This is a genomic window from Flavobacterium sp. 270 (assembly GCF_004368785.1).
Taxonomy (GTDB): domain Bacteria; phylum Bacteroidota; class Bacteroidia; order Flavobacteriales; family Flavobacteriaceae; genus Flavobacterium.
In genome coordinates this window covers 134,837-156,683 of the sequence record NZ_SODM01000002.1, presented here as the reverse complement: position 1 = coordinate 156,683, position 21,847 = coordinate 134,837, and the positions used below count along the sequence as shown (strand labels likewise).

Annotated in this window: 14 protein-coding genes; 8 read left to right on the top strand and 6 right to left on the bottom strand. The window is 34.1% G+C overall.

Features of this window, described 5'->3' with window-relative positions; translation table 11 throughout:
- The first annotated feature begins 35 nt into the window (after positions 1-35).
- Positions 36-1,445 carry a pyridoxal phosphate-dependent decarboxylase family protein gene (locus EV144_RS08015; protein ID WP_134147810.1) on the top strand — a complete coding sequence of 470 codons (1,410 nt, stop codon included), beginning with the start codon at positions 36-38 and terminating at the stop codon, positions 1,443-1,445.
- 78 nt (positions 1,446-1,523) lie between these two features.
- On the opposite strand, the gene gldA is transcribed toward EV144_RS08015, so the two are convergent.
- Entirely contained in the window at positions 1,524-2,420 is an 897-nt protein-coding gene (gldA, locus tag EV144_RS08010; protein WP_134147808.1) for a gliding motility-associated ABC transporter ATP-binding subunit GldA, read from the bottom strand.
- A 151-nt stretch (positions 2,421-2,571) separates the two neighbouring features.
- Between gldA and EV144_RS08005 the strand changes: the two genes are divergently transcribed.
- Positions 2,572-3,156, top strand: coding sequence for an outer membrane beta-barrel protein (locus EV144_RS08005; RefSeq protein ID WP_134147806.1), 585 nt, complete (start codon positions 2,572-2,574; stop codon positions 3,154-3,156).
- A gap of 182 nt (positions 3,157-3,338) precedes the next feature.
- Positions 3,339-3,923 (top strand): outer membrane beta-barrel protein, encoded by a 585-nt coding sequence (locus EV144_RS08000; RefSeq protein WP_134147804.1) that lies wholly within the window; start codon positions 3,339-3,341, stop codon positions 3,921-3,923.
- A 58-nt stretch (positions 3,924-3,981) separates the two neighbouring features.
- On the opposite strand, the gene EV144_RS07995 is transcribed toward EV144_RS08000, so the two are convergent.
- Positions 3,982-5,478 (bottom strand): P-loop ATPase, Sll1717 family, encoded by a 1,497-nt coding sequence (locus EV144_RS07995; RefSeq protein WP_134147802.1) that lies wholly within the window; start codon positions 5,476-5,478, stop codon positions 3,982-3,984.
- Positions 5,479-5,793: 315 nt separating this feature from the next.
- Here EV144_RS07995 and EV144_RS07990 point away from each other — a divergent pair, with 315 nt between their 5' ends.
- Both EV144_RS07990 and EV144_RS07985 read left to right on the top strand, forming a co-directional pair.
- Positions 5,794-6,060: an Lrp/AsnC family transcriptional regulator gene (locus tag EV144_RS07990; RefSeq protein WP_243854640.1), complete on the top strand. Its 267-nt coding sequence runs from the start codon at positions 5,794-5,796 to the stop codon at positions 6,058-6,060.
- Between the two features lie 76 nt (positions 6,061-6,136).
- Positions 6,137-7,483 carry a deoxyguanosinetriphosphate triphosphohydrolase gene (locus EV144_RS07985; protein ID WP_134147800.1) on the top strand — a complete coding sequence of 449 codons (1,347 nt, stop codon included), beginning with the start codon at positions 6,137-6,139 and terminating at the stop codon, positions 7,481-7,483.
- On the opposite strand, the gene EV144_RS07980 is transcribed toward EV144_RS07985, so the two are convergent.
- The 3 genes from EV144_RS07980 to EV144_RS07970 are packed head-to-tail and all read right to left on the bottom strand — an operon-like array spanning position 7,484 to position 11,235.
- Positions 7,484-8,485 (bottom strand): DUF3078 domain-containing protein, encoded by a 1,002-nt coding sequence (locus tag EV144_RS07980; RefSeq protein WP_134147798.1) that lies wholly within the window; start codon positions 8,483-8,485, stop codon positions 7,484-7,486. It abuts the gene before it with no gap.
- Between the two features lie 30 nt (positions 8,486-8,515).
- Positions 8,516-10,303 (bottom strand): 1-deoxy-D-xylulose-5-phosphate synthase, encoded by a 1,788-nt coding sequence (locus EV144_RS07975; RefSeq protein ID WP_134147797.1) that lies wholly within the window; start codon positions 10,301-10,303, stop codon positions 8,516-8,518.
- A 59-nt stretch (positions 10,304-10,362) separates the two neighbouring features.
- Positions 10,363-11,235 carry a hypothetical protein gene (locus EV144_RS07970; RefSeq protein ID WP_134147795.1) on the bottom strand — a complete coding sequence of 291 codons (873 nt, stop codon included), beginning with the start codon at positions 11,233-11,235 and terminating at the stop codon, positions 10,363-10,365.
- Positions 11,236-11,296: 61 nt separating this feature from the next.
- Here EV144_RS07970 and EV144_RS07965 point away from each other — a divergent pair, with 61 nt between their 5' ends.
- From EV144_RS07965 to pbpC, 3 genes are all read left to right on the top strand, one after another.
- The gene (locus EV144_RS07965; RefSeq protein WP_134147793.1) at positions 11,297-11,740 is read left to right on the top strand and encodes a nucleoside deaminase; all 444 of its coding nucleotides are present in this window, start codon (positions 11,297-11,299) and stop codon (positions 11,738-11,740) included.
- A 203-nt stretch (positions 11,741-11,943) separates the two neighbouring features.
- Positions 11,944-17,628 (top strand): alpha-2-macroglobulin family protein, encoded by a 5,685-nt coding sequence (locus EV144_RS07960; RefSeq protein WP_134147791.1) that lies wholly within the window; start codon positions 11,944-11,946, stop codon positions 17,626-17,628.
- Between the two features lie 110 nt (positions 17,629-17,738).
- Complete coding sequence (gene pbpC, locus EV144_RS07955; protein WP_134147789.1) at positions 17,739-20,114, top strand: penicillin-binding protein 1C; 2,376 nt, start codon at positions 17,739-17,741, stop codon at positions 20,112-20,114.
- A gap of 137 nt (positions 20,115-20,251) precedes the next feature.
- On the opposite strand, the gene EV144_RS07950 is transcribed toward pbpC, so the two are convergent.
- Entirely contained in the window at positions 20,252-21,796 is a 1,545-nt protein-coding gene (locus EV144_RS07950; protein WP_134147787.1) for a ribonuclease E/G, read from the bottom strand.
- Positions 21,797-21,847: the final 51 nt, after the last annotated feature.

The following is a 21,847-nucleotide window of genomic DNA, read 5'->3' as shown; positions in this document are numbered from 1 at the left end:
TTAAATTCGAAAAAAAATATTTCAACACACAAAAAATGAACGCAGCATTACAACATGATTTAAATGAAATTGAAAATATTCTTGATAGAGTAAAACAACAAGGAATTGATTTCTTAAATAACCTCGAAAATATCCCTACTTCAAATACAGCAACTATTGATATTAATCGTGATTTAAACGAATTAGGTTTAGGATCTCTAAAAGCTTTAAACGAATTTAATGAAAGATTAGCCCCTCTTATGGTATCTTCTCCAGGACCAAGATATTGGGGATTTGTAACGGGAGGTTCAACTCCGGCTTCTATTGTTGGTGATTGGCTGGCAACAGTTTACGATCAAAATACGCAGGCAGTAAAAGCGCAGGGTGGAGCGTCGGCTTTAATAGAATTTGAAACTATTCATCTTTTATTGCAATTATTAAATCTTCCGAAAGATTTTCTTGGCGGCTTTGTAACGGGCGCAACAATGTCTAATTTTACTTGTTTAGGCGTTGCAAGACAATGGTTTGGCGCGCAATTTGGAAAAGATTTTGCTAAAACCGGAATTTCTGAAAAAATCAATATTCTAACAGCAACACCGCATTCTTCTTCTGTAAAAACACTATCGATGTTAGGAATTGGAAGTCAAAATTATACTGTAGTTAAAACTGTAGAAGGAAATCGTGAAGCAATTGATCTTGAAGATTTAGAAAAAAACATTCAAGCATTAAACGGAAAACCTTTTATTTTAATATCAAGTGCAGGAACGGTAAATACAGCCGATTTTGATGATTTTGAAGCTATTTCAAAACTAAAAACGAAATACAATTTCTGGTGGCATATAGATGCTGCTTTTGGAGGTTTTGCAGCGGTTACAGATAAATACAAACATCTTGTTGAAGGTTGGGAAGGAGCAGACAGCATCACAATTGATTGTCATAAATGGTTGAATGTGCCGTATGAAAGTGCTTTTTATTTGGTAAAAAAAGAGCACATGAATCTTCAGATCGAAACTTTTCAGAATTCTAATGCACCATATTTAGGAAATCCGTTGGAGAATTTCAATTACTTAAATGTACTTCCTGAAAATTCACGTCGTTTGAGAGCGCTTCCGGTTTGGTTTTCTTTATTAGCGTACGGAAAAGAAGGCTTTTGCGATATTGTAGAAAACAGTTCGCGATTGGCACTACATTTTGGAAACGAATTAATAGAAGACGGAAATTTTGAACTCCTAGCTCCAATTCGATTAAACAATGTTTGTTTTACTTTAAAAGGAGAACACAATCAGGAAAAAGTAAGTCCGTTTTTAACGGCTTTGAATGATACCGGAAAAGTGTTTATGACACCAACCGTGTATCAAAACAGAAAAGGAATCAGAGCTTCGTTTGTCAATTGGAGAACTACAGAAGAAGATATTAAGATTGTAATTGAGGAAATGAAAGCTGTTCTTAGCGATTTAGAAATATAATTTCAAATCATATTTAATTCATAAACAAAAAACTCATTCAATAGTAGAATGAGTTTTTTTTAACTGTGAATGAAACTTTTACTTAGTAATTTCTCTAAAAACAGCTTCCAGATTTTTATTTTTCTGATTCAATTGCAAAGTTTTTAATCCGTTGGCATTGGCAAAATCAAAAATTGCCGGGCGCATGTCTTTTTCGGTCACAAAAGTAAGTTCCCAAGTCATGTCGTGCGTATTTATATACGTGCTGATGTTTTCTAATCTCGCCAATAATTGTTCTTCTACCTGATAATCAAACTCAACTTCAATAACTTGCTGTTTATCTTCAGAAATTAATTTGTCTAATTTTTTATCGGCAACAATCTGTCCTCTGTCAATAATTATGACACGATCACAAATCGCTTCAACTTCCTGCATGATGTGAGTTGACAGGAAAACCGTTTTATTTTTTCCAACATTTTTAATCACATTTCTGATTTCCATTAACTGATTAGGATCCAGACCAGTAGTTGGTTCATCCAAAATCAAAACATCCGGATTGTGCAGTAAAGCATTGGCAAGTCCCACACGCTGACGGTAACCTTTAGACAATTGTCCTATCTTTTTATGGCTTTCGGCTGACAAGCCTGTCAGTTGAATTACCTCTTCAATTCTTGATTTTTCTACCTTGTAAACATCGGCATTAAAAGCCAAATACTCACGAACATACAAATCCAAATACAACGGATTGTGCTCTGGTAAATACCCGATAGAAAGTTGCACTGCTTTTTGGTTTGTCATGACATCGTGGCCATTTACAAGGGCTGAGCCACTATCGGCAAGTAAATAAGTGGTCAAAATTTTCATCAAAGTAGATTTTCCTGCTCCGTTTGGACCAAGAAATCCAACGATTTCTCCTTTCTGAATTGAAAACGAAATTTCGTTTAAAGCTTTTTGCTCTCCGTAACTTTTTGATATGCTGTTTACTTCTATCGACATAGACTTTTTATTTGCTACAAAAGTAAACAGAAATAGTCTTGATTGCTAAAATTTAGCTTTCAAAGAACTTAAATAAAATATAAAATTCTAAGTGCAGACGGCATCGTTATTGCTAAAGGGTTACTGAATTTTAAAATTAAAACCCCAAATCATGAAAAAATTTTTACTTATTGCTGCATTCGCAGTATGCAGTTTTGCAAACGCTCAAAAAGGATCAATCTTAGTAGGTGGTAACATTGGTTATACTTCTGAGAATACAGATTACCGAATAGGAGAAGCAAAAACAAGCCAATTTAGTTTTTCTCCAAAAGTAGGTTACCAATTTAATGACAACTGGACTGTAGGAGGTGAATTTACTGTAGCATCTTCAAAAAATGATCAACTAGGAGCAGCAGAATACAAAACTAATGCTTTTAAATTAGGAGCTTTTTTACGTTACTCTATGCCATTGAGCCAAACGTTTTCTGTTTTTGCTGATTTAGGAGCAGGATTCCAAAATCAAAAAGACAAAACGTATAACAATAATGGTACTATAGACAAATCTAAAGCAGATGGTATGTATGTTGGTGTAACTCCAGCTCTTTTTATCAATATGAAAAAAGGATTTGGTCTTAACTTCAGTATTGGTGGTTTAGGTTACAATACTTTAAGTTATGATAATAACGGACCAGACGTTAATAACTTTTACTTCAATTTTGGTCAGACATTTAATATTGGAGTTTCTAAAAATTTCTAATCTAGATTTTTTTTCAATTTTTAAAAAAGCACTCATTAATTTGGGTGCTTTTTTTGTTTCTAAAACATTCAGATTTAATCTTTTAATTTGTTGTTTTTGAGTGTATTTTGTTAAGAACTTAACAAAATAAGTGATTGGCATCTTTCTTGTTAAATTAAACTAAAATTAAACAAATATCACTTATGAAAAAAATTCTAGTTATTGCTGCATTGACTATGTTTAGCTTTGCGAATGCCCAAAAAGGGTCGATTTTGGTTATGGGAAGTATTGATTATAATTCTCAAAAAACAGAATATAATCCTGGAGATAGTAAACAAGATTACATTAGTTTTTCCCCAAAAGTAGGTTACCAGTTCCACGAAAATTGGACAGCTGGTATTGAAGGGGGAATAAGTAGTTTAAAATATAAGAATAATGATTTTTTGCAGCAAAAAACAAATACCTTTTCTGTAGGAGGATTTATTCGTTATACTAAAACATTAAATCAAACTTTTTCTTTTTATACAGATTTAGGTTTAGGTTTTCAAAATCAAAAAAATGAAAGCGATCTTCAGACTGGCGGTCGATTTAAAGAAACAGCAGATGGATTTTACACAGGAATTACTCCTGGAATTTTTATTAATGTTCATAAAGGATTTGGATTAAATTTTAATATTGGAGGCTTAAGATATGGTACTCTAAATTTTGATGATCATGTAGGGGATCTTAAAACCTTTAATTTTACTTTAGGAAAAGCATTTTCTGTTGGAGTTTCAAAGAATTTCTAATTAAAATATAGACTTCAATTTTAAAAAGCACTCTTTATTTGGAGTGCTTTTTTTTTGTTTATAAACTAGCAACACCTTGAATTATATCTAAATATGATCTATATAAAAAAGGAATTTTATATTTTGGTGTAGAAGTTTTTCCTTTTTGTTCGAAAAAACCTATTTTTTCTAAACGATTCGCAAATGTTATACAATCTTCATTTGAACAATTCCATTTTGCTTTTAGAGTGTCTAAGGAATGTTCAGCTTTATCTCCTCGCAATTTTTCTATATATACTTTTAAATCTGGGAATTCGGCATAAATAGTCTGTTCTAATCGTTGTCTACTTACTTCATGTACTGCTTCTTTAAGAGCTTGTCGAGATATAATTTGATCATTTTCTAAGTTATCTACGCCTGTTTCTAATTTTTTTAATTCAATAGTTTTTGCATGACCAAATAATTGAATTAGTTCTCTAGGAGTGTTAATTCCTTTACCATCTTTCGTTCGAGATAAAACCCAATCAATAGTTTCCGATTTTTTTGAGCCAACATCAATTTGTCTTGGAAATAATCTATAAAAAAGCTCTTCTTGCTGAGAAATATCTGTTAATATTTCATCTTTATTTATAGAATAATTTTCTACTAAATCTTTATTATCTAGTATTCTCCTGATTAGTAGGTTTAAAAGGGTTTCTCTAGACCAACTTAAATTTTGAAATTTCGTTATATGACTAGCTTCTCTAAATCCACCATCAGTAATCTTTTGCCAAATATCATCTCGAAGAAAAATTTTAATCTTTATTTGAGAATATTGCGCTAAATCTAAATATGCTTTAAATAGTGCCCTTAATGCATTTGTTTCTAATTCTTCACTTTCGATAAAAGCAACATCTAATCGATCAATAATTATCCAAAGATTTATTTTGTTTATTCTTAAAGAGTTAGAAAGAAGATCAAAAGCATGTTCTATAGGAATCAAGCCATTTTCAAAATCACTTTTCGACGTTTCTCCAAATGATATTGAAAATTTCTGTCCAGAATACATGCCACTGATAGGATCAAATTCTGCAGTTGTGCTAATTTCTTTACTATTTCTAAATGATTTCATAAAGTCGTAACAAACTTTTAGAAAGCTGGCTAATTTGTTTTGTGCAGGTATTAAATTGCAATCGACTAATATTTGATGAATTTTTGTAGCATGAACATCTTTTATGTCATATTCTTCTAAAACTTTTGAAGTGATTACAAGGAAATAAAGCTTCCAAAGTCTTATAAATTCAATTTCTGAAGTAGGAGGTTCATTAGTTAAGTTCGAAAAGGCTGTGTTCCCAGTAGGATTTTCAGCGAGAGAGACTAAGATTGATTCATCAAATAAGCTGTCAATATCATTAACAAGACTTGTATACAAAGCACTTTTACCGGCTCCTTTAGCTCCATAAACAATGTCATTCTTACCTCCTCTTATAGATTTCCAATATTCTGTTTGAAAAAAATAATCTTTTAGTTTATCAGATTCTTGTTCTGCAATGCTTTCACCAAAGCTTATCTTCTCAATTAATTCTTTTTTTGTCATTTCAAATTGTTAAATTATTGTTGAGGTATATTTTAAAAATTGCAATTAATTTCAAATATAATTTAATTTAAATAACAAGATAGTGTTTCTTAAGAATTTTACTAAAAAAAGACATTCAAAAGAATTTATAACAGAATATTCTAAAACAATTTTACAAATAAAAATAATGCCAGCTAATAAAATCGAAACAATTTATAACTACAAGATTTCGACTTTACCAGCTGGCAATAAAAAACAAAAATTATTAAAGTAAAAGGATTAACTAAACTGCAGTTTCAACCGCTGCTCTCATTTCTTGTGCCGCTGCAACCCGCTATGACGGTTTTTTGTAATGTGCGTCTAAAAGAACACGCCAGAAATGTTGGAAGCAATTTTGTAAAAGACATTGTTACGCTTCCAGAAATAATAGAATGTTATAATATTGCCGGAGATTACGATTTTATGCTGAAGATTCTGGTTCAGGATATGGTTGGTTATCAGGATTTTGTAATGAATAAATTATCGACAATAGAAAACATTGGAAACACGAACAGTATTTTTGTAATGGGCGAAATTAAACACAGTACGGCGTTGGAGTTTTAGAATTTAAATAATCCTAAAATAAAACGTATTTTTGACCTTTCAATCTAAAGTCTAAAATCAGAAATCTACAATTATAATGAACTGGGAACAACTTTTATCTCTAAAAAAACAAGGCGACACAGGCAAAAGATTACGTATAGAACAAGATGATACCCGTTTAGGTTTTGAGGTAGATTATGACCGAATTATATTTTCGGCTGCATTTAGATCGTTGCAGGATAAGACACAGGTAATTCCACTTTCTAAAACAGATTTTGTGCACACGCGCCTTACGCATAGTTTAGAAGTTTCTGTTGTAGGCCGTTCATTAGGTCGTTTGGTTGGAAAAAAAATCATCGAAAAATATCCGTATTTAAAAGAAGTTCATGGTTATCACATGAATGATTTTGGGGCAATTGTTGCAGCCGCATCTTTGGCGCACGACATCGGGAACCCTCCTTTTGGACATTCTGGTGAAAAAGCCATTGGAGAATATTTTTCTATCGGAAACGGAAAAAAATATAAAGACCAGTTAACTGCCAAACAATGGCAGGATTTAGTAGATTTTGAAGGAAATGCAAACGGATTTTCTGTACTTACAGCAAGTCGCCCGGGAATAGAAGGCGGTTTGAGAATTTCTTATGCCACTTTGGGTGCGTTTATGAAATATCCAAAAGAAAGTCTTCCTAAAAAACCAACTTCAAATATTGCCGATAAAAAATATGGTTTCTTTCAAACCGACAAAGCGTTTTTTGAAGAAGTAGCCAAAGATATGGGTATGATTGCCAATAAATCTGGCGATGATATTGGTTTTGAAAGACATCCTTTGGCCTATTTAGTAGAAGCTGCAGATGATATTTGCTATACGATTATCGATTTTGAAGACGGAATAAATCTTGGTTTAGTTTCTGAAGATTATGCTTTAGAATACCTTATAAAATTGGTAAAAGACAATATTGGCGTTGCAAAATACAAAACATTAACAACCAAAGAAGACCGCATAAGTTATTTGCGAGCGCTTGCAATTGGAACTTTAATAAATGATGCCGTAAGTGTTTTTATCGAAAATGAAGAAGCAATTTTAGCCGGAAATTTTCCTTATGCTTTAACGGATAAAAGTAAATACAAAGCTCAAATGGATGATATTATCAATTTGAGTGTCAGCAAAATTTACCAAAGCCGTGAAGTTATTGAGAAAGAAATTGTTGGTTATCAAATAATTCAAACCTTGTTAGATAAATTCATCACTGCTTTTAATAACAAATACGAAGGAACAGCGTCAAACTACGATAAATTAATTCTAAAAATGCTGCCAGAAAAACACCATTTAGACAAAACTAATTTATACGAGCGTTTGCTTCATATCTGTCATTATGTTTCACTTTTAACAGACGGAAATGCGTTGGAATTATTCGAAATGATTAACGGAAGAAAACCGAATTAATTACTGAAAAGCATATACTAAACCAACTCCTAAAACCTGGCGAAGCTGCATTCTTGGCCCGTCATTAACCTGACTTGTTGATCCTGTTACAGGGTCAACAACATCTTTTTTGGTTTTGATATCATCATCATAGACAAGGTGAAGCCCGATATTTGCTTTTACATAAGCATTTACGACAAGATCTAATTTTGTGTCGTAATCAATATCAACATTCCCAAAACGGTTAAGATAATCGGTATATAAACTTAATCTGTTTTCATAGAAGACGTTTTTGTAGATTTCCGTTTTCATGTATCCAGTAAATAAAATACCAAATTCGGCTTTTACTTTCTGTCCTTCTTCAACCAGAATTTGAGCATCAGGATTAAGAGGGTCAGCCATATAAACTGCTTTTTTAACACCAAAAGCTCCTTGATTTGCTAAGTATTGATCTAAAACCAAAGTGGTTTTTAATGTAATTGGAGAGAAATAAAACACTCTGTTTTTGGCTTTATTTGAGTTCTCAGCTCCAGCTCCTAAAAAGATATACGCTGGTGCAAAAGGTTTAGAAATGGCAACATCTCGATTTGGATAATTGTAACCGTCTGTAAACTGCGTATTAAAATTTAATTTAGCAGAATAATACCAGTTTGAAAGCGTATCTTTTCTAAATCCGTACGTAGAGTTAAACTGCATCGCATCATCTGTTTTTCTCAATTCGATACCGTCCTGTTTGTTTAAGCCATATTTTACAATAAGCTCATTTACCCATTTATGATTCTTTTTTGCGTAAGTTCTATTAAATTCACCCTTAAATAAACCTGAAACAGAACTTGTTCCCCCTGCACTCCAATTCACAAATGCAATTTCAGAAATGTCAAAACCAATTTGATTCTTTTTACTCCAGTTAGAAGGCGGAGGCGGAGTTTGATCTGGACCTAAAGTTGTTTTAATAATTTGAGCAAAGTTATTAGAGGTACAAAAAAGTAATAGAAGCAGAAAGGTAAAACGCAATAATTTCATTTTGGTATTTTTTTTGGTGCTGCAAAATAATTATTTTACATCGTTAGAAAAAAGATTTATCAAACTTTTAACGTCAATTTTGCACAATTGTTGTAGTTGATTTACGGTTCCATGCTCAATAAAAGCGTCAGGAATACCCAAAACTTCTATTTTATTTTTAAAATTATGCATGGCTGCAAACTCCAAAACAGCACTTCCAAAACCTCCTTTTATAGTTCCGTCTTCAATAGTAATAATGCGTTCGAAACTAGAAAAAATATCAATTAAAAGATTGTTGTCTAGTGGTTTAACAAAAGGAAAATCGTAATGCGCGATAGCTTCAGAATTTATACATTCGTTTATTGCCAGCGTTACGTTGTTTCCGATAGTTCCCGTTGATAGCACAGCAATTTTCGTTCCTTTTTTTAAGCAATTTGCTTTTCCAATCTCAATTAATTGATAGTGTCCGAAATTTTTTACTTCCCAATCCGCAATAACACCGCGACCTCTCGGATATCGAATCGCGATCGGATGATCTAATCCCAATTGAGCCGTGTATAAAATATTTTGAAGTGCAATTTCATTAATTGGTGCAAAAACAATCATATTCGGAACTGCGCGTAAATAAGCAATATCAAAAATACCATGATGTGTCGCTCCATCTTCGCCAACCAAACCAGCTCGGTCTAAACAGAAAATAACAGGCAGATTCTGCAATGCTACATCGTGAATAACCTGATCATAAGCGCGTTGTAAAAAAGTAGAGTAAATATTGCAATACACAATCATACCTTGCGTTGCCATTCCAGCTGCAAGAGTTACCGCATGTTGTTCTGCAATTCCGACATCAAAAGCACGTTCCGGAATTTCGTCCATCATAAATTTTAAGGAACTTCCGGACGGCATTGCCGGCGTGATTCCGATAATTTTTGGATTCTTTTTGGCTAAATCTAAAATCGTTAAACCAAAAACATCCTGATATTTTGGAGGTAAATTTTCTTCGGATTTTAATTGAAGTTCGCCCGTAGAAGCGTCAAACTTTCCCGGAGCATGATATTTTACCTGATTTTCTTCGGCCTGTTGTAAACCCTTTCCTTTTGTAGTTACAATATGAAGAAATTTTGGGCCTTTTATCTTTTTTAATCGATTTAATTCTTTAATCAAAGCCGGAAGATCATGACCGTCAATCGGTCCAGAATAATCAAAATTTAAAGACTTTATAATATTATTCTGTTTTGGGTTTTTTCCGTTTTTTACAGCAGTCAGATATTTTTTTAAAGCGCCAACACTTGGATCAATTCCGATTGCATTGTCATTCAAAACAACCAAAATATTGGCATCTGTAACCCCTGCGTGATTCAAACCTTCAAACGCCATTCCAGAAGCGATAGAAGCATCGCCAATAACCGCAATATGCTCTTTGTTGATTTCGCCTTTTAATTTGGATGCAATCGCCATTCCAAGCGCAGCAGAAATAGAAGTAGAAGAATGGCCAACGCCAAAAGTATCGTAAATGCTTTCAGCTCTTTTGGGAAAGCCGGAAATTCCACCGAGTTGTCTGTTAGTATGGAAATTCTCTTTTCTTTCTGTTAGGATTTTATGTCCGTAAGCTTGGTGTCCAACATCCCAAACCAATAAATCTTTGGGTGTATTAAAAACATAATGCAAAGCGATTGTAAGCTCTACAACGCCTAAACTTGCGCCCAAATGCCCTTCTTTTACCGAAACAATATCAATAATAAAATCACGTAATTCTTTTGCCAATTCTGGTAATTGAGTTTCGTCGAGTAAACGTAAATCGGCTGGATTGTTTATGTTGGAGATTAAATTGCTTTTCATTTTAAGATAAAAAACAAATTTACGGTTTTAATTTTATTACTGCGATCTTAGAAGAACCTTTATTGTAATACTAAAGGTAATGAATACATTCTTCTAACTTTTTTACCATTTATTTCTCCAGGCTGCCATTTAGGGCATGAATTTAAAACCCTGATAATCTCTTCTTTGATAGCATTATCAATTTCAGGAACAGATTGGAGATAAGATGCAGAACCGTTTTTTTCGACTGCAAATGAGAGGTTAATTTTGAGTTTTGAAATTCCTGAATTTTCAGGTTTTTTAAATTCTTTCGCGAAAAAGTTATAAAATTGTTCAATTCCTCCTGGAAATTCTGCATTGGTGTCAATGGCAACTCCTCCATTATAAACAGGTTCTTCTTTAGGCGTTTGTGCTTTTGTGCTTTTAGAAGATGATTCAGGAGAACAAACGGCTTTCTTATTTGTCTTTAGGCTATTTTTTGATTCTTTATCTATTTTTGGTTGAGTGGTATTGTTAGAAGAATCCTTTTCTGGTAGTGGCATTCCTAGGCTTGTATGTCTATCCGTTTCTTCTTTTATTGTTTCTTCCTTTACTACTTCAACTTTATCAATTTTTTTCTTATTTCCTTCTTTATCGGCACAGCTAAACAAAGTAGTTCCCATTGCGATAAACAAAGCCAATAAAAACATTTTGTAATAATTGGTTTGTGAGTATAAAACTTGAGTCGGTATTTGAATTGTAATCGTATCTAACTGCGATTTTTTAAATCTGCCGCATATTTTATCATTTTGATTTTGAATGAAAAAATGCTGAATTTCTTCAGACATCATTTTGGTAAAATCTACTACAGTTTTAGAACAGCTCAAACAAAATCTTCCATTGTCTTTTGGAGTCATTTTGTCCCAGTTTTCATGACAGGGTTCTGGAATGGTGATTTTGTGTTTTGTGCTCATATTTAAATATCAGAAAATAAATGTAATAAAAATTACTAACTAAAAATGTATTTTTGCAATTATGATAAATCCTTTCACCGACGAGTATTTTATGAAGAAAGCTTTGCAAGAAGCTGAAATGGCTTTTGATAAAGGCGAAATTCCTGTTGGAGCCATAATTGTTGTTGCTGACAAAGTTATTGCAAGAACGCACAACCTAACCGAATTATTAAACGATGTTACCGCTCATGCTGAAATGCAGGCGATAACTTCTGCAGCCAATTTTCTTGGCGGAAAATACCTTAAAGATTGTACTTTGTATGTAACACTCGAGCCTTGTCAAATGTGTGCTGGCGCATTGTACTGGAGCCAGATTACAAAAATTGTTTTTGGCGCGCGCGACGAGCAACGCGGTTTTATGACAATGGGAACAAAACTTCATCCTAAAACAACTGTAGTTTCTGGCGTTATGGCCAATGAAGCTGCCGATTTGATGATTCGTTTTTTTGCGTCAAAACGTAAATAATGGTGTAGATTACATTCAGACAAATCACTTTCATCTTTGTACATAAATTTAACATTCGTTTACCGAATTTTCTTCTTAAAAATAAAATAAAAATATCATACATTTACTGTAATATAATTAACATTTTACAGTTATGATTTTAAATTGTAAAATGCTAAAGCGTTATATACAATCTTAATTTCTAACCGTTAATTTTATTCAAAGTGAAAGTAAAAAGATTAGTTCTCGTATTTTTTGTGTTTTTTATTTTTCAAGCCTGTGGCAGAAAATCAGCTGCCGATTTTAATTCCGATTTTTCATTATTCAAAGAGTACATAACTAGTTTTACCGGCGGCATAGTCCCCTCACAATCCGACATACGTGTCGTTTTGGCTTTCGATAAAAAAGAATGGAAAATCAACGAAGAATTAGACGACGATTTATTTGATATTTCGCCAAGCGTAAAAGGTAAAGTTGTGGCACTTTCCAGCAATACAATTGCCTTTATTCCAGAGAAAAAACTAAAAGCAGGAACAGAATATCAGGTTACTTTAAACTTAGATAAACTAATTACGCTTCCTAAAGAACAAGAAGAAAAACTTTCTAAATTCAATTTTACCGTAAAAACCATCAAACAGGATTTTACAATAAATACACTGGATATTCAATCTCGTAGTAAAGAAATTCAATACTTAAATTGTGTATTAAAAACGGCAGATGATATAGATCTCGAAACGGCCCAAAAACTAGTTTCGGCAAGCCAGAAAGGAACTGATCTGAAAATTACGTTTGATAATGCTGTAAAATCAGGAAAAGAATTCAAATTTATTATAGATAATATACAGCGTTTCTCTGAAGTAAGTGAAATTGAAATCGCTTACGACGGAAATGATTTTGATATTGATCAAAAAGGCGAAATAAACTTTCCAATTACAAGTATCAATCAATTTAAGATTGTAAAAGTCGAAGTTCCAGATGAAAACAATCAATCTGTTATGATTAATTTTTCTGAACCGCTGGAAAAAGGACAGGATTTTGCCGGTTTAGTCTCCATTCAAAATACTAATAATTTAAAATTTTCGACTCAGGGAAACATACTAAAAGTATATTTTAGTAACGAAAAACCAGCACCAAAAGTCATTCATGAAGCTGTGGTAGAAGAGCCTGTTGCTTCTGTTGCCGTAGATTCTGCAAGTGTTGCTGTAGATAGCGCGGCTGTTGCAGTGCCGGAAGTAACAGTAGAAAATGAACCAGAAGTTGTAGAAGAAGAAGCTGCACCAGAACAAAGTTTATCGGGCGAATTATTACTGGAAGTTTTTCAGGGAATAGAAAGTCAGTACGGCAAGAAAATGGAAGAGAACTATTCTCAGAAAATTTCTTTTGATCAGATAAAACCAAGTGTGCGTTTCGTAAAAAACGGAACCATTCTGCCAAGTTCAAATAACTTAAAACTGAATTTTGAAACTGCCAATCTTAGCGCAGTAGATGTAAAGGTTTATAAAATTTATAAAAATAACATTCTGCAGTTTCTACAGAATAACGAATTAAACGGCTCGCAGAATTTAAAAAGAGTTTCGCAGCCTGTCGCCAAAACAACCATAAATCTGAAAGAAAACAGAGTGGTCAATTTAAAAAAATGGAACACTTTTGCTCTGGATTTATCCAAAATAATTAAACCCGAGCCAGGAGCAATTTACAGAGTAGAATTCTCGTATAAAAGAAAATACTCGTTGTATAAATGCGACAGTTCATCAAGTGATTCTGATGAAAACGAAGAGGAAGAAGAAGTGGACGAAAACGATGTGAATTACAGCCAGAACTCTTACGACGATTATTATTATGATGATTACGAATGGAGAGAAAGTCAGGATCCGTGTTCAGGTTCATATTATTACAATGCGAAAATTGCAACCAATATTTTAGCTTCAGATTTAGGAGTAATTGCCAAAAGAGGCGAGAATAAATCGTATTTATTTGCTGTAAATAATATTATTACAACAGAACCCGTTTCGAATGCAAGGGTAGATTTGTACACCTTTCAACAGCAAAAAATTGCTACAATGGCAACTAACAGCGAAGGAATTGCAACATTTCAAATCGATAAATTTGCTTATTTTGCTATTGTAACGCTAGGAGATCAAGCCACTTACGTGAAACTTGACGACGGAAATTCGCTGTCTGTAAGTAATTTTAATGTTGCGGGAGAAACACTTCAAAAAGGATTAAAAGGATTTATATATGGAGAACGCGGCGTTTGGCGTCCGGGAGATAATTTGTATTTGTCTTTTATTTTAAATGATGCTTCGAATAAATTGCCAAAAGGACATCCGATAAAATTCAGATTATCAGATCCAAGCGGAAAGGTTGTTTATCAAATCTTTAAAAAGACAAATGAGCTAAATCATTACGCTTTTATTGTGCCGACAGATCAGGATGCGCCAACAGGAAGCTGGGAAGCAATGGTAAGCGTTGGTGGTGCAAAATTTTATAAGAACATAAAAATAGAAACGATAAAACCAAATCGTTTAAAAATTAAAAACAGTTTCCAGAGAGCAATATTATCTTCGTCTTATCCAAATTCAAGCAATCTTGAAGTTGCTTGGTTACACGGTGCAATTGCCAAGAATCTGAATGTAGAAATGCAGGCTAAATTCTCGGAACAAAAAACAACATTTAAAGGATACGAAAAATATACTTTTGATGATTTAGTACGCAGATTTAGTACAGAAGAAGTCAATATATTTTCAGGAAAATTAGATGCCAATGGTAGAGCGACTGTAAACATTAATCCAAAACTGCAAGGTCAGGCTCCGGGAATGCTTCGCGCTTCTTTTATTACTAAAGTTTACGAAGAAGGCGGTGATTTCAGTATGGATGCAATGGCAACGACTTATTCGCCATATAAAACGTATGTTGGAGTAAAATCGCCGGAAGTAAACCGTTACGGAATGCTGGAAACCAGAACCAACAATCGTTTTGATATTGTTACGGTTGATGAAAACGGAAGACCAAAAGCAGTAAGAGATCTTGAGGTAAAAGTATATAAAGTAGAATGGCGCTGGTGGTGGGATGCATCTAGCGACAATTTGTCTAATTACAATTCATCAGAAGCGACAACTTCATACAAAACATTTAAAGTAAATACCGATTCAAGCGGAAAAGGAAGTATTCAATTTGCCTTGACGGATGAAGAATGGGGACGTTATATGATTCGTGTTTCAGACGAAACGGGTGGGCACGCAACGGCATTAACAGTAAATATAGATTGGCCAATCTGGTCTGGAAAAACCAGAAATACTGATGCATCTACTGCAAATATGCTTGTTTTTTCTACAGATAAAAATGATTATGCTGTAGGCGAAAAAGCACAGATTTCGTTTCCTTCAAGTGAAGGTGGACGCGCTTTGGTTTCGATAGAAAATGGATCAAAAGTAGTGCAGACACTTTGGGTGAAAACCCAGAAAGGAGAAACAAAAGTCGAAGTTCCGATTACGGCAGCAATGGCTCCGAATGTCTATTTTAATATTACACTTTTACAACCGCATGCATCGACCAAAAACGATTCGCCGATACGTATGTACGGAATTGTTCCGATTGGTGTTGTAGATAAAAACACAAAACTGGAACCAGCATTAAAAATGCCTGACGTTTTAAAACCAGAACAATCATTTCCTGTTACAGTAAGCGAAAAATCCGGCAAAGAAATGACGTATACCATTGCGATTGTAGATGAAGGTTTATTGGATTTAACTCGTTTTAAAACGCCAAATGCATGGGATAGTTTCTATGTTCGTGAAGCTTTGGGTGTAAAAACCTGGGATGTTTACGATGATGTTATTGGTGCTTACGGCGGAAAAGTAAATCAGATTTTTAGTATTGGTGGAGATCAGGATTTAGGCGGTGGAAAAGCGAAAAAAGCCAACCGTTTTAAACCAGTCGTAATCTATCTTGGGCCATTTAAATTAGAAAAAGGAGAAACGAAAACACATCAGGTTACGTTACCAAAATATATTGGATCTGTACGAACAATGGTTGTCGCGGGTGATGCAGCAACGAGCGCATACGGAAGCGTTGAGAAAGCAACACCGGTTCGTAGTCCGTTGATGGTATTGGCTTCATTGCCAAGAAAAATTTCGCCATCAGAAAAAGTAACCATTCCGGTTACGGTTTTTGCAACAGAGAAAAACATTAAAAATGTAAAAGTTCAGATCAAAACCAGTAACGGATTAAAAGTAATTGGAAATGCCACTCAAACAGTAACATTTGCGCAGCCAGACGAAAAAATGGCGTATTTTAATCTGGCAGTTGGAAGTCTGACCGGAATTGCAAAAGTGCAGATTGTTGCCACTTTTGGAAGTGAGAAATCATCTTACGATGTTGAGATTGATATGACAAATCCTAATCCGGTTACGAATACATATACTGATGTGATTTTGGAACCGAATAGTTCTAAAACTATTTCGTGGAAAACCTTCGGGGTTTCCGGCAGTAATAAAGCGAAATTAGAAGTTTCTTCTATGCCGACAATAAACCTGAACGGAAGATTGCAATATTTAATTCAATATCCGCATGGTTGTGTAGAGCAGACAACATCGTCAGTATTTCCGCAATTGTTCTTAAATGATGTTGCAGATATCGATGCGACGCGCCAGCAGTTAATTCAAAAAAATGTTACGGCAGGAATTACAAGACTTGGAAGTTTCCAATTATCAAATGGAGGATTTTCGTACTGGCAGGGAAATACGATTGCAGACGATTGGGGAACTTCTTATGCAGGGCATTTCCTTATTGAAGTAGAGAAAAAAGGTTATGTACTGCCAATTAATTTTAAATCAAAATGGACTTCATACCAGAAAAAAGAAGCTAAAAATTGGCGTTTTGAACCACGTTACGGAAATGATTTAGCACAAGCGTATCGTTTGTATACTTTGGCGTTGGCAGGTTCTTCTGATTTATCATCGATGAACAGATTGCGCGAAACAAAAGGAATTTCTAACGAAAGTAAATTACGTTTGGCTGCAGCGTATGTTTTGGCAGGGCAAAATAGTGCCGCTTCATCATTATTATTAAACAGTAAAATTGATGAGGATTCCAGCGATTATAATTATTACTATTATGGTTCAAGCGACAGAAACAGAGCAATGGCGCTGGAAACAATGTTATTACTGAATCAGAAGCAAAAAGCTTTTACAATGGCAACGAAATTGGCCAAAAATATGGCAAGTGATCAATGGATGAGCACGCAGACTACAGCATATTGTTTGTATGCCATGTCGAAATTCTCATTAAATAATGGTCCAAAAGGAATCGACGTTCAGTTTAGTAAAGATGGAAAAGCACAAAGTATAAAAACGAATAAAACGGTTGCAGACAGAAGTTTAGTTGTAAAATCAGGAACAAATAGTATTACTTTAAAAAACAATAAAAAGAATACCATTTATGTTCGCGTATTAAATACAGGAATTCTACCAATTGGTCAGGAAAATGTTGTTCAGAGTAATCTTTCTGCCAATATTGTTTTCAAAAACAGAAAAGGCGGTGTAATTAACGTTTCTAAAATTGCACAGGGAACTGAGTTTGTTGCCGAAGTTACCATTAGAAATCAGAAAAACGAACGTGTAGAAAATGTAGCGTTGTCTCAAATTTTACCATCAGGATTCGAAATTGTAAATACTCGTTTTACCGATTATGGAGAAGCAACAAACAATACAGCCGATTATATTGATATACGAGACGACAGAACTAATTTCTACTTTGGTTTAAAAGCCGGAGAAACCAAAACATTCAAAATTTTATTGAATGCGTCGTATTTAGGAAATTATTATCTGCCAGGATTACAATGTGAGGCAATGTACGATCACACCTTCTTAGCCAGAACAAAAGGTTTCTGGGTTGAGGTTGTGAAATAGTTACGGTAATGGAACACTGATAAACAGATTGAACGGATTTACACAGCTTTTTAATTAAACTGCGAAAACTCGTTGAATCCGTTTAATCAGTGTGCTAAAACTTAAATAGATTGAAAAATAAATTAAAAGCGCTTTTTCAGCGCATTATAAATTGGATTAAAAAGAACAAAATAAAATCAGCAATTGCATTTCTGCTCTTGCTGATTTACTATTTTTCGATACCTCGAACTTTATTCAAAGAACCTTATTCTACTGTTATAGAAAGTCACGAAGGCGAATTACTCGGTGCAAAAATAGCGCGCGACGGACAATGGCGTTTTCCTGCCCAAGACAGTGTTCCGGATAAATTCAAGAAATGCATCGTTTATTTTGAAGACGAATATTTCTATAAACATCCCGGTTTTAATCCCGTTGCAATGGTAAATGCGATCAAACAAAACCGAAAAGCAGGAAAAGTGGTTCGAGGTGGCAGTACGCTTACGCAACAAGTTATTCGATTATCAAGGAAAGGAAAAGGCAGAACTTATTTTGAAAAAATTATAGAAGTTATTCTGGCAACAAGATTAGAATTAGGATATTCTAAAAATGAAATTTTAGAATTATATGCAGCTCATGCGCCTTTTGGCGGAAATGTCGTTGGACTCGAAATGGCTTCCTGGCGTTATTTTGGGGTTCAATCCCATCAATTATCGTGGGCAGAAAGCGCGACTTTGGCAGTGTTGCCAAATGCTCCAAGTTTAATTTATCCCGGAAAAAATCAGATTAAACTTTTACAGAAACGTAATCGACTTTTATTAAAATTAAATCAGGAAGGTATAATTGATAAGCAGACCTACGAACTTTCTATAGACGAACCTTTGCCTCAAAAACCTTTTGACTTACCTCAAATCGCACCACATTTACTACAGCGTGTTGCGAAAAATGAAGAAGGAACGCGCGTAAAAACAACGTTAGATTTTGCATTACAAAATAGAGTAAATCAAATTGCGAAGTATTATTACAATCAATACAAACAAAACGAAGTTAATAATCTGGCGGTTTTGGTAATTGATGTTCAGAACAGAAATGTAGTAAGTTATGTTGGAAATTCTCCAACAGACAAAGATCATCAAAAAGATGTTGATATTATAGATGCACCAAGAAGTACGGGAAGTATCTTAAAACCATTATTATACGCTGCAATGCTAGATGATGGCGAATTGCTTCCGAACACTTTAGTTGCCGATGTTCCAACGCAGATTGCAGGTTATACGCCTCAGAATTTTAATTTAACTTTTGACGGAGCTGTTCCGGCACATCGCGCTTTATCGCGTTCGCTAAATATTCCGGCGGTTTTAATGCTTCAGGATTTTGGAGTAGAAAAATTTTATGAAGAACTGCAGAAATTTAAATTACGAAACATCAATAAATCATCAGATCATTATGGACTTTCGCTTATTTTGGGCGGTGCCGAAAGTAATTTGTGGGATTTATGCCGAACTTATTCTAATTTATCTTCAACTATAAATTATTTTAATAAAAGCAATGGACAATATCGAACAAACGAATTTACAGAATTAAATTATAAAAACGGTTTTGAAAACGATTTTGGTTCAGAAACCGATCAAAAGAATATAATAGGCGCGGGGTCAATTTGGCTGACATATAACGCAATGGAAGAAGTAAACAGGCCGGAAGGAGATGAAGCTTGGAAGTTTTACGACAGTTCGCTAAAAATTGCCTGGAAAACAGGAACAAGTTTCGGAAATCGCGATGCTTGGGCAATTGGTACAAATTCAAGATATGTAGTTGGAGTTTGGGTTGGAAATGCAACAGGGGAGGGAAGACCAACGCTAACAGGAGTTACCAGCGCGGCGCCAATTTTGTTTGATGTTTTTAATTTATTGCCAAGACAAAGATGGTTTCAGACTCCATATAAAGATTTAGACGAAGTTGAGGTTTGTAAATTAAGCGGTTATCTGGCAAAAGAAGGCTGTCCGAAAATAAAACAATGGGTTTCTAAAAAAGGAAAAGCAACAACAGTTTGTCCGTATCATAAAATGGTTCATTTAGATAAAACAGAACAATTTCAGGTCAATAGCAGTTGTGAAAGCGTTGATAATATAGTTTCTAAAAACTGGTTTGTATTACCGCCCGTTATGGCTTGGTATTATAAAGGCAAACATATCGAATATCTGCCGTTACCGCCGTTTAAAGACGATTGTTTAGGGACACAATCTGTTTCTATGGATTTTATTTATCCAAAAACAAACAGCAAAATTTATTTGACAAAGAATTTTAACAGCGAAGTGCAACCAGTAATTTTTAAAGTTGCTTATTCGCAAAGAGAAAAACAATTATTCTGGTACGTAGATCATGTGTATAAAGGCGAGACAAAAGTTTTTCACGAAAAACCAATCCTAATGAGCGCTGGATTTCATTACATAACAGTTGTAGATGAAGCCGGAAACGAAATTACGAGAAAAGTTGAAATTGTGCGAGAATGATTTCTATGGAATAAGGCTTTCTATATTCTTAATTCGCTTATATTTTTAAAAGATTAGCTTAATGAATCTTAATGTCTTAATGGTAAAATAAAAAGCATAAAAAAACCGCCAATCTTTAGAAAGGCGGTTTTGTTTTTTTATTCTGAAATAACATTCCCTTTTTTATCGTAGAAATGATATTCTAAGTACGTGTAAGCGTCACGAGGTATGATTTTCACCCATTTCTTATGTTCAAAAAACCATTTTGAACGTAAGGATGGAAAACCTTTACTGAGGTAAGCAGCCACAAACGGATGTACATTAAGCACAACATTTTTGTGGGTTTTTAAAACTCTTTCTAAATCAGAATTAATTTTATCAATGATTAAAATTGGCGCTTCAATTTCGCCATTTTCATTGTTTGGATCTTCTTCTCTAGTTTTAATATTAACTTCTGGTCTTACTCTTTGTCTTGTAATCTGGACTAAACCAAATTTACTTGGAGGTAAGATTTTATGTTTTGCTTTATCGTCGCTCATTTCTTCTCGCAAGAAGTCGAACAAGACTTTCCTGTTTTCAGGATTAGACATATCAATAAAATCAACTACGATTATACCGCCCATATCACGCAGACGAAGTTGTCTGGCAATTTCTGCGGCTGCAATCATATTTACTTCCATGGCAGTATCTTCCTGATTAGTTGCTTTATTAGAACGGTTTCCGCTATTTACGTCTATAACGTGCAAAGCTTCGGTATGTTCAATAATAAGATAAGCACCTTTGCTCATAGATACCGTTCTTCCAAACGAAGTCTTGATTTGTCTCTCTATATTGTATTTCTCGAAAATTGGAGTGTCATTTGATTGATAAAACTTAACAATTGACTGTTTTGAAGGTGCAATCTCTTGCAAATACTCCTTTGTTTGATGGTACAACTCTTCATCATCTATTTGGATACCGCTGAAAGTATCGTTAAATACATCTCTTAATATCGAAGATGCTCTGTTGAGCTCTCCTAATACTTTTGATGGATGATGAGCAGTTGGTAATTTTTTACACATTGCAGTCCATCTGCCAAGCAGGTTCTGCAAATCTTTTTCTAATTCGGCTACGTTTTTGCCTTCGGCTACTGTGCGAACAATAATACCAAATCCTTTAGGTTTGATCGATACTACAAGTTTTTTTAGACGATCCTTTTCCTTTTTGTCTTCTATTTTTTGAGAAATAGAAACGCGGTCAGAAAACGGAACGAGAACAATAAATCTTCCTGCCAAAGAAAGCTCAGCGCTTATTCTTGGACCTTTGGTAGATATAGGTTCTTTTACAACTTGTACTAAAACAGATTGATTGGCACTTAAAATATCAGTAATGATGCCATCTTTGTCAATCTCTTTTTCAAACTGAAAGGTTTTTAGGGAGAAATCTTTTAATTTACCTGCGCTTACAAGTTTTATGAATTTCAGTTGGGAAGCTAAGTTTGGACCTAAATCGTGATAATGTAAAAAGGCATCTTTTTCAAAACCTACATTTACAAAAGCAGCATTAAGTCCGGCAACTGGTTTTCTGATTTTGGCAATAAAAATATCACCAACCTGAAAATTGCTTTTCTCTTCTTCTTTGTGTAATTCAATTAGTTTTCCATCTTTTAATAAGGCAAAATCTACGGCTTCAGAACTAGATCTAATGATTAATTCTTTATTCACACTGTAAATTTTTATCTGTTTTTTCAGAAAATAGAATAAAGAGAATAGAAT

Coding starts and splice junctions, on each gene's coding strand:
- EV144_RS08015 (WP_134147810.1), top strand. CDS start 36: ATGAACGCAGCATTACAACATGATTTAAATGAAATTGAAAATATTCTT.
- gldA (WP_134147808.1), bottom strand. CDS start 2,420: ATGTCGATAGAAGTAAACAGCATATCAAAAAGTTACGGAGAGCAAAAA.
- EV144_RS08005 (WP_134147806.1), top strand. CDS start 2,572: ATGAAAAAATTTTTACTTATTGCTGCATTCGCAGTATGCAGTTTTGCA.
- EV144_RS08000 (WP_134147804.1), top strand. CDS start 3,339: ATGAAAAAAATTCTAGTTATTGCTGCATTGACTATGTTTAGCTTTGCG.
- EV144_RS07995 (WP_134147802.1), bottom strand. CDS start 5,478: ATGACAAAAAAAGAATTAATTGAGAAGATAAGCTTTGGTGAAAGCATT.
- EV144_RS07990 (WP_243854640.1), top strand. CDS start 5,794: ATGACGGTTTTTTGTAATGTGCGTCTAAAAGAACACGCCAGAAATGTT.
- EV144_RS07985 (WP_134147800.1), top strand. CDS start 6,137: ATGAACTGGGAACAACTTTTATCTCTAAAAAAACAAGGCGACACAGGC.
- EV144_RS07980 (WP_134147798.1), bottom strand. CDS start 8,485: ATGAAATTATTGCGTTTTACCTTTCTGCTTCTATTACTTTTTTGTACC.
- EV144_RS07975 (WP_134147797.1), bottom strand. CDS start 10,303: ATGAAAAGCAATTTAATCTCCAACATAAACAATCCAGCCGATTTACGT.
- EV144_RS07970 (WP_134147795.1), bottom strand. CDS start 11,235: ATGAGCACAAAACACAAAATCACCATTCCAGAACCCTGTCATGAAAAC.
- EV144_RS07965 (WP_134147793.1), top strand. CDS start 11,297: ATGATAAATCCTTTCACCGACGAGTATTTTATGAAGAAAGCTTTGCAA.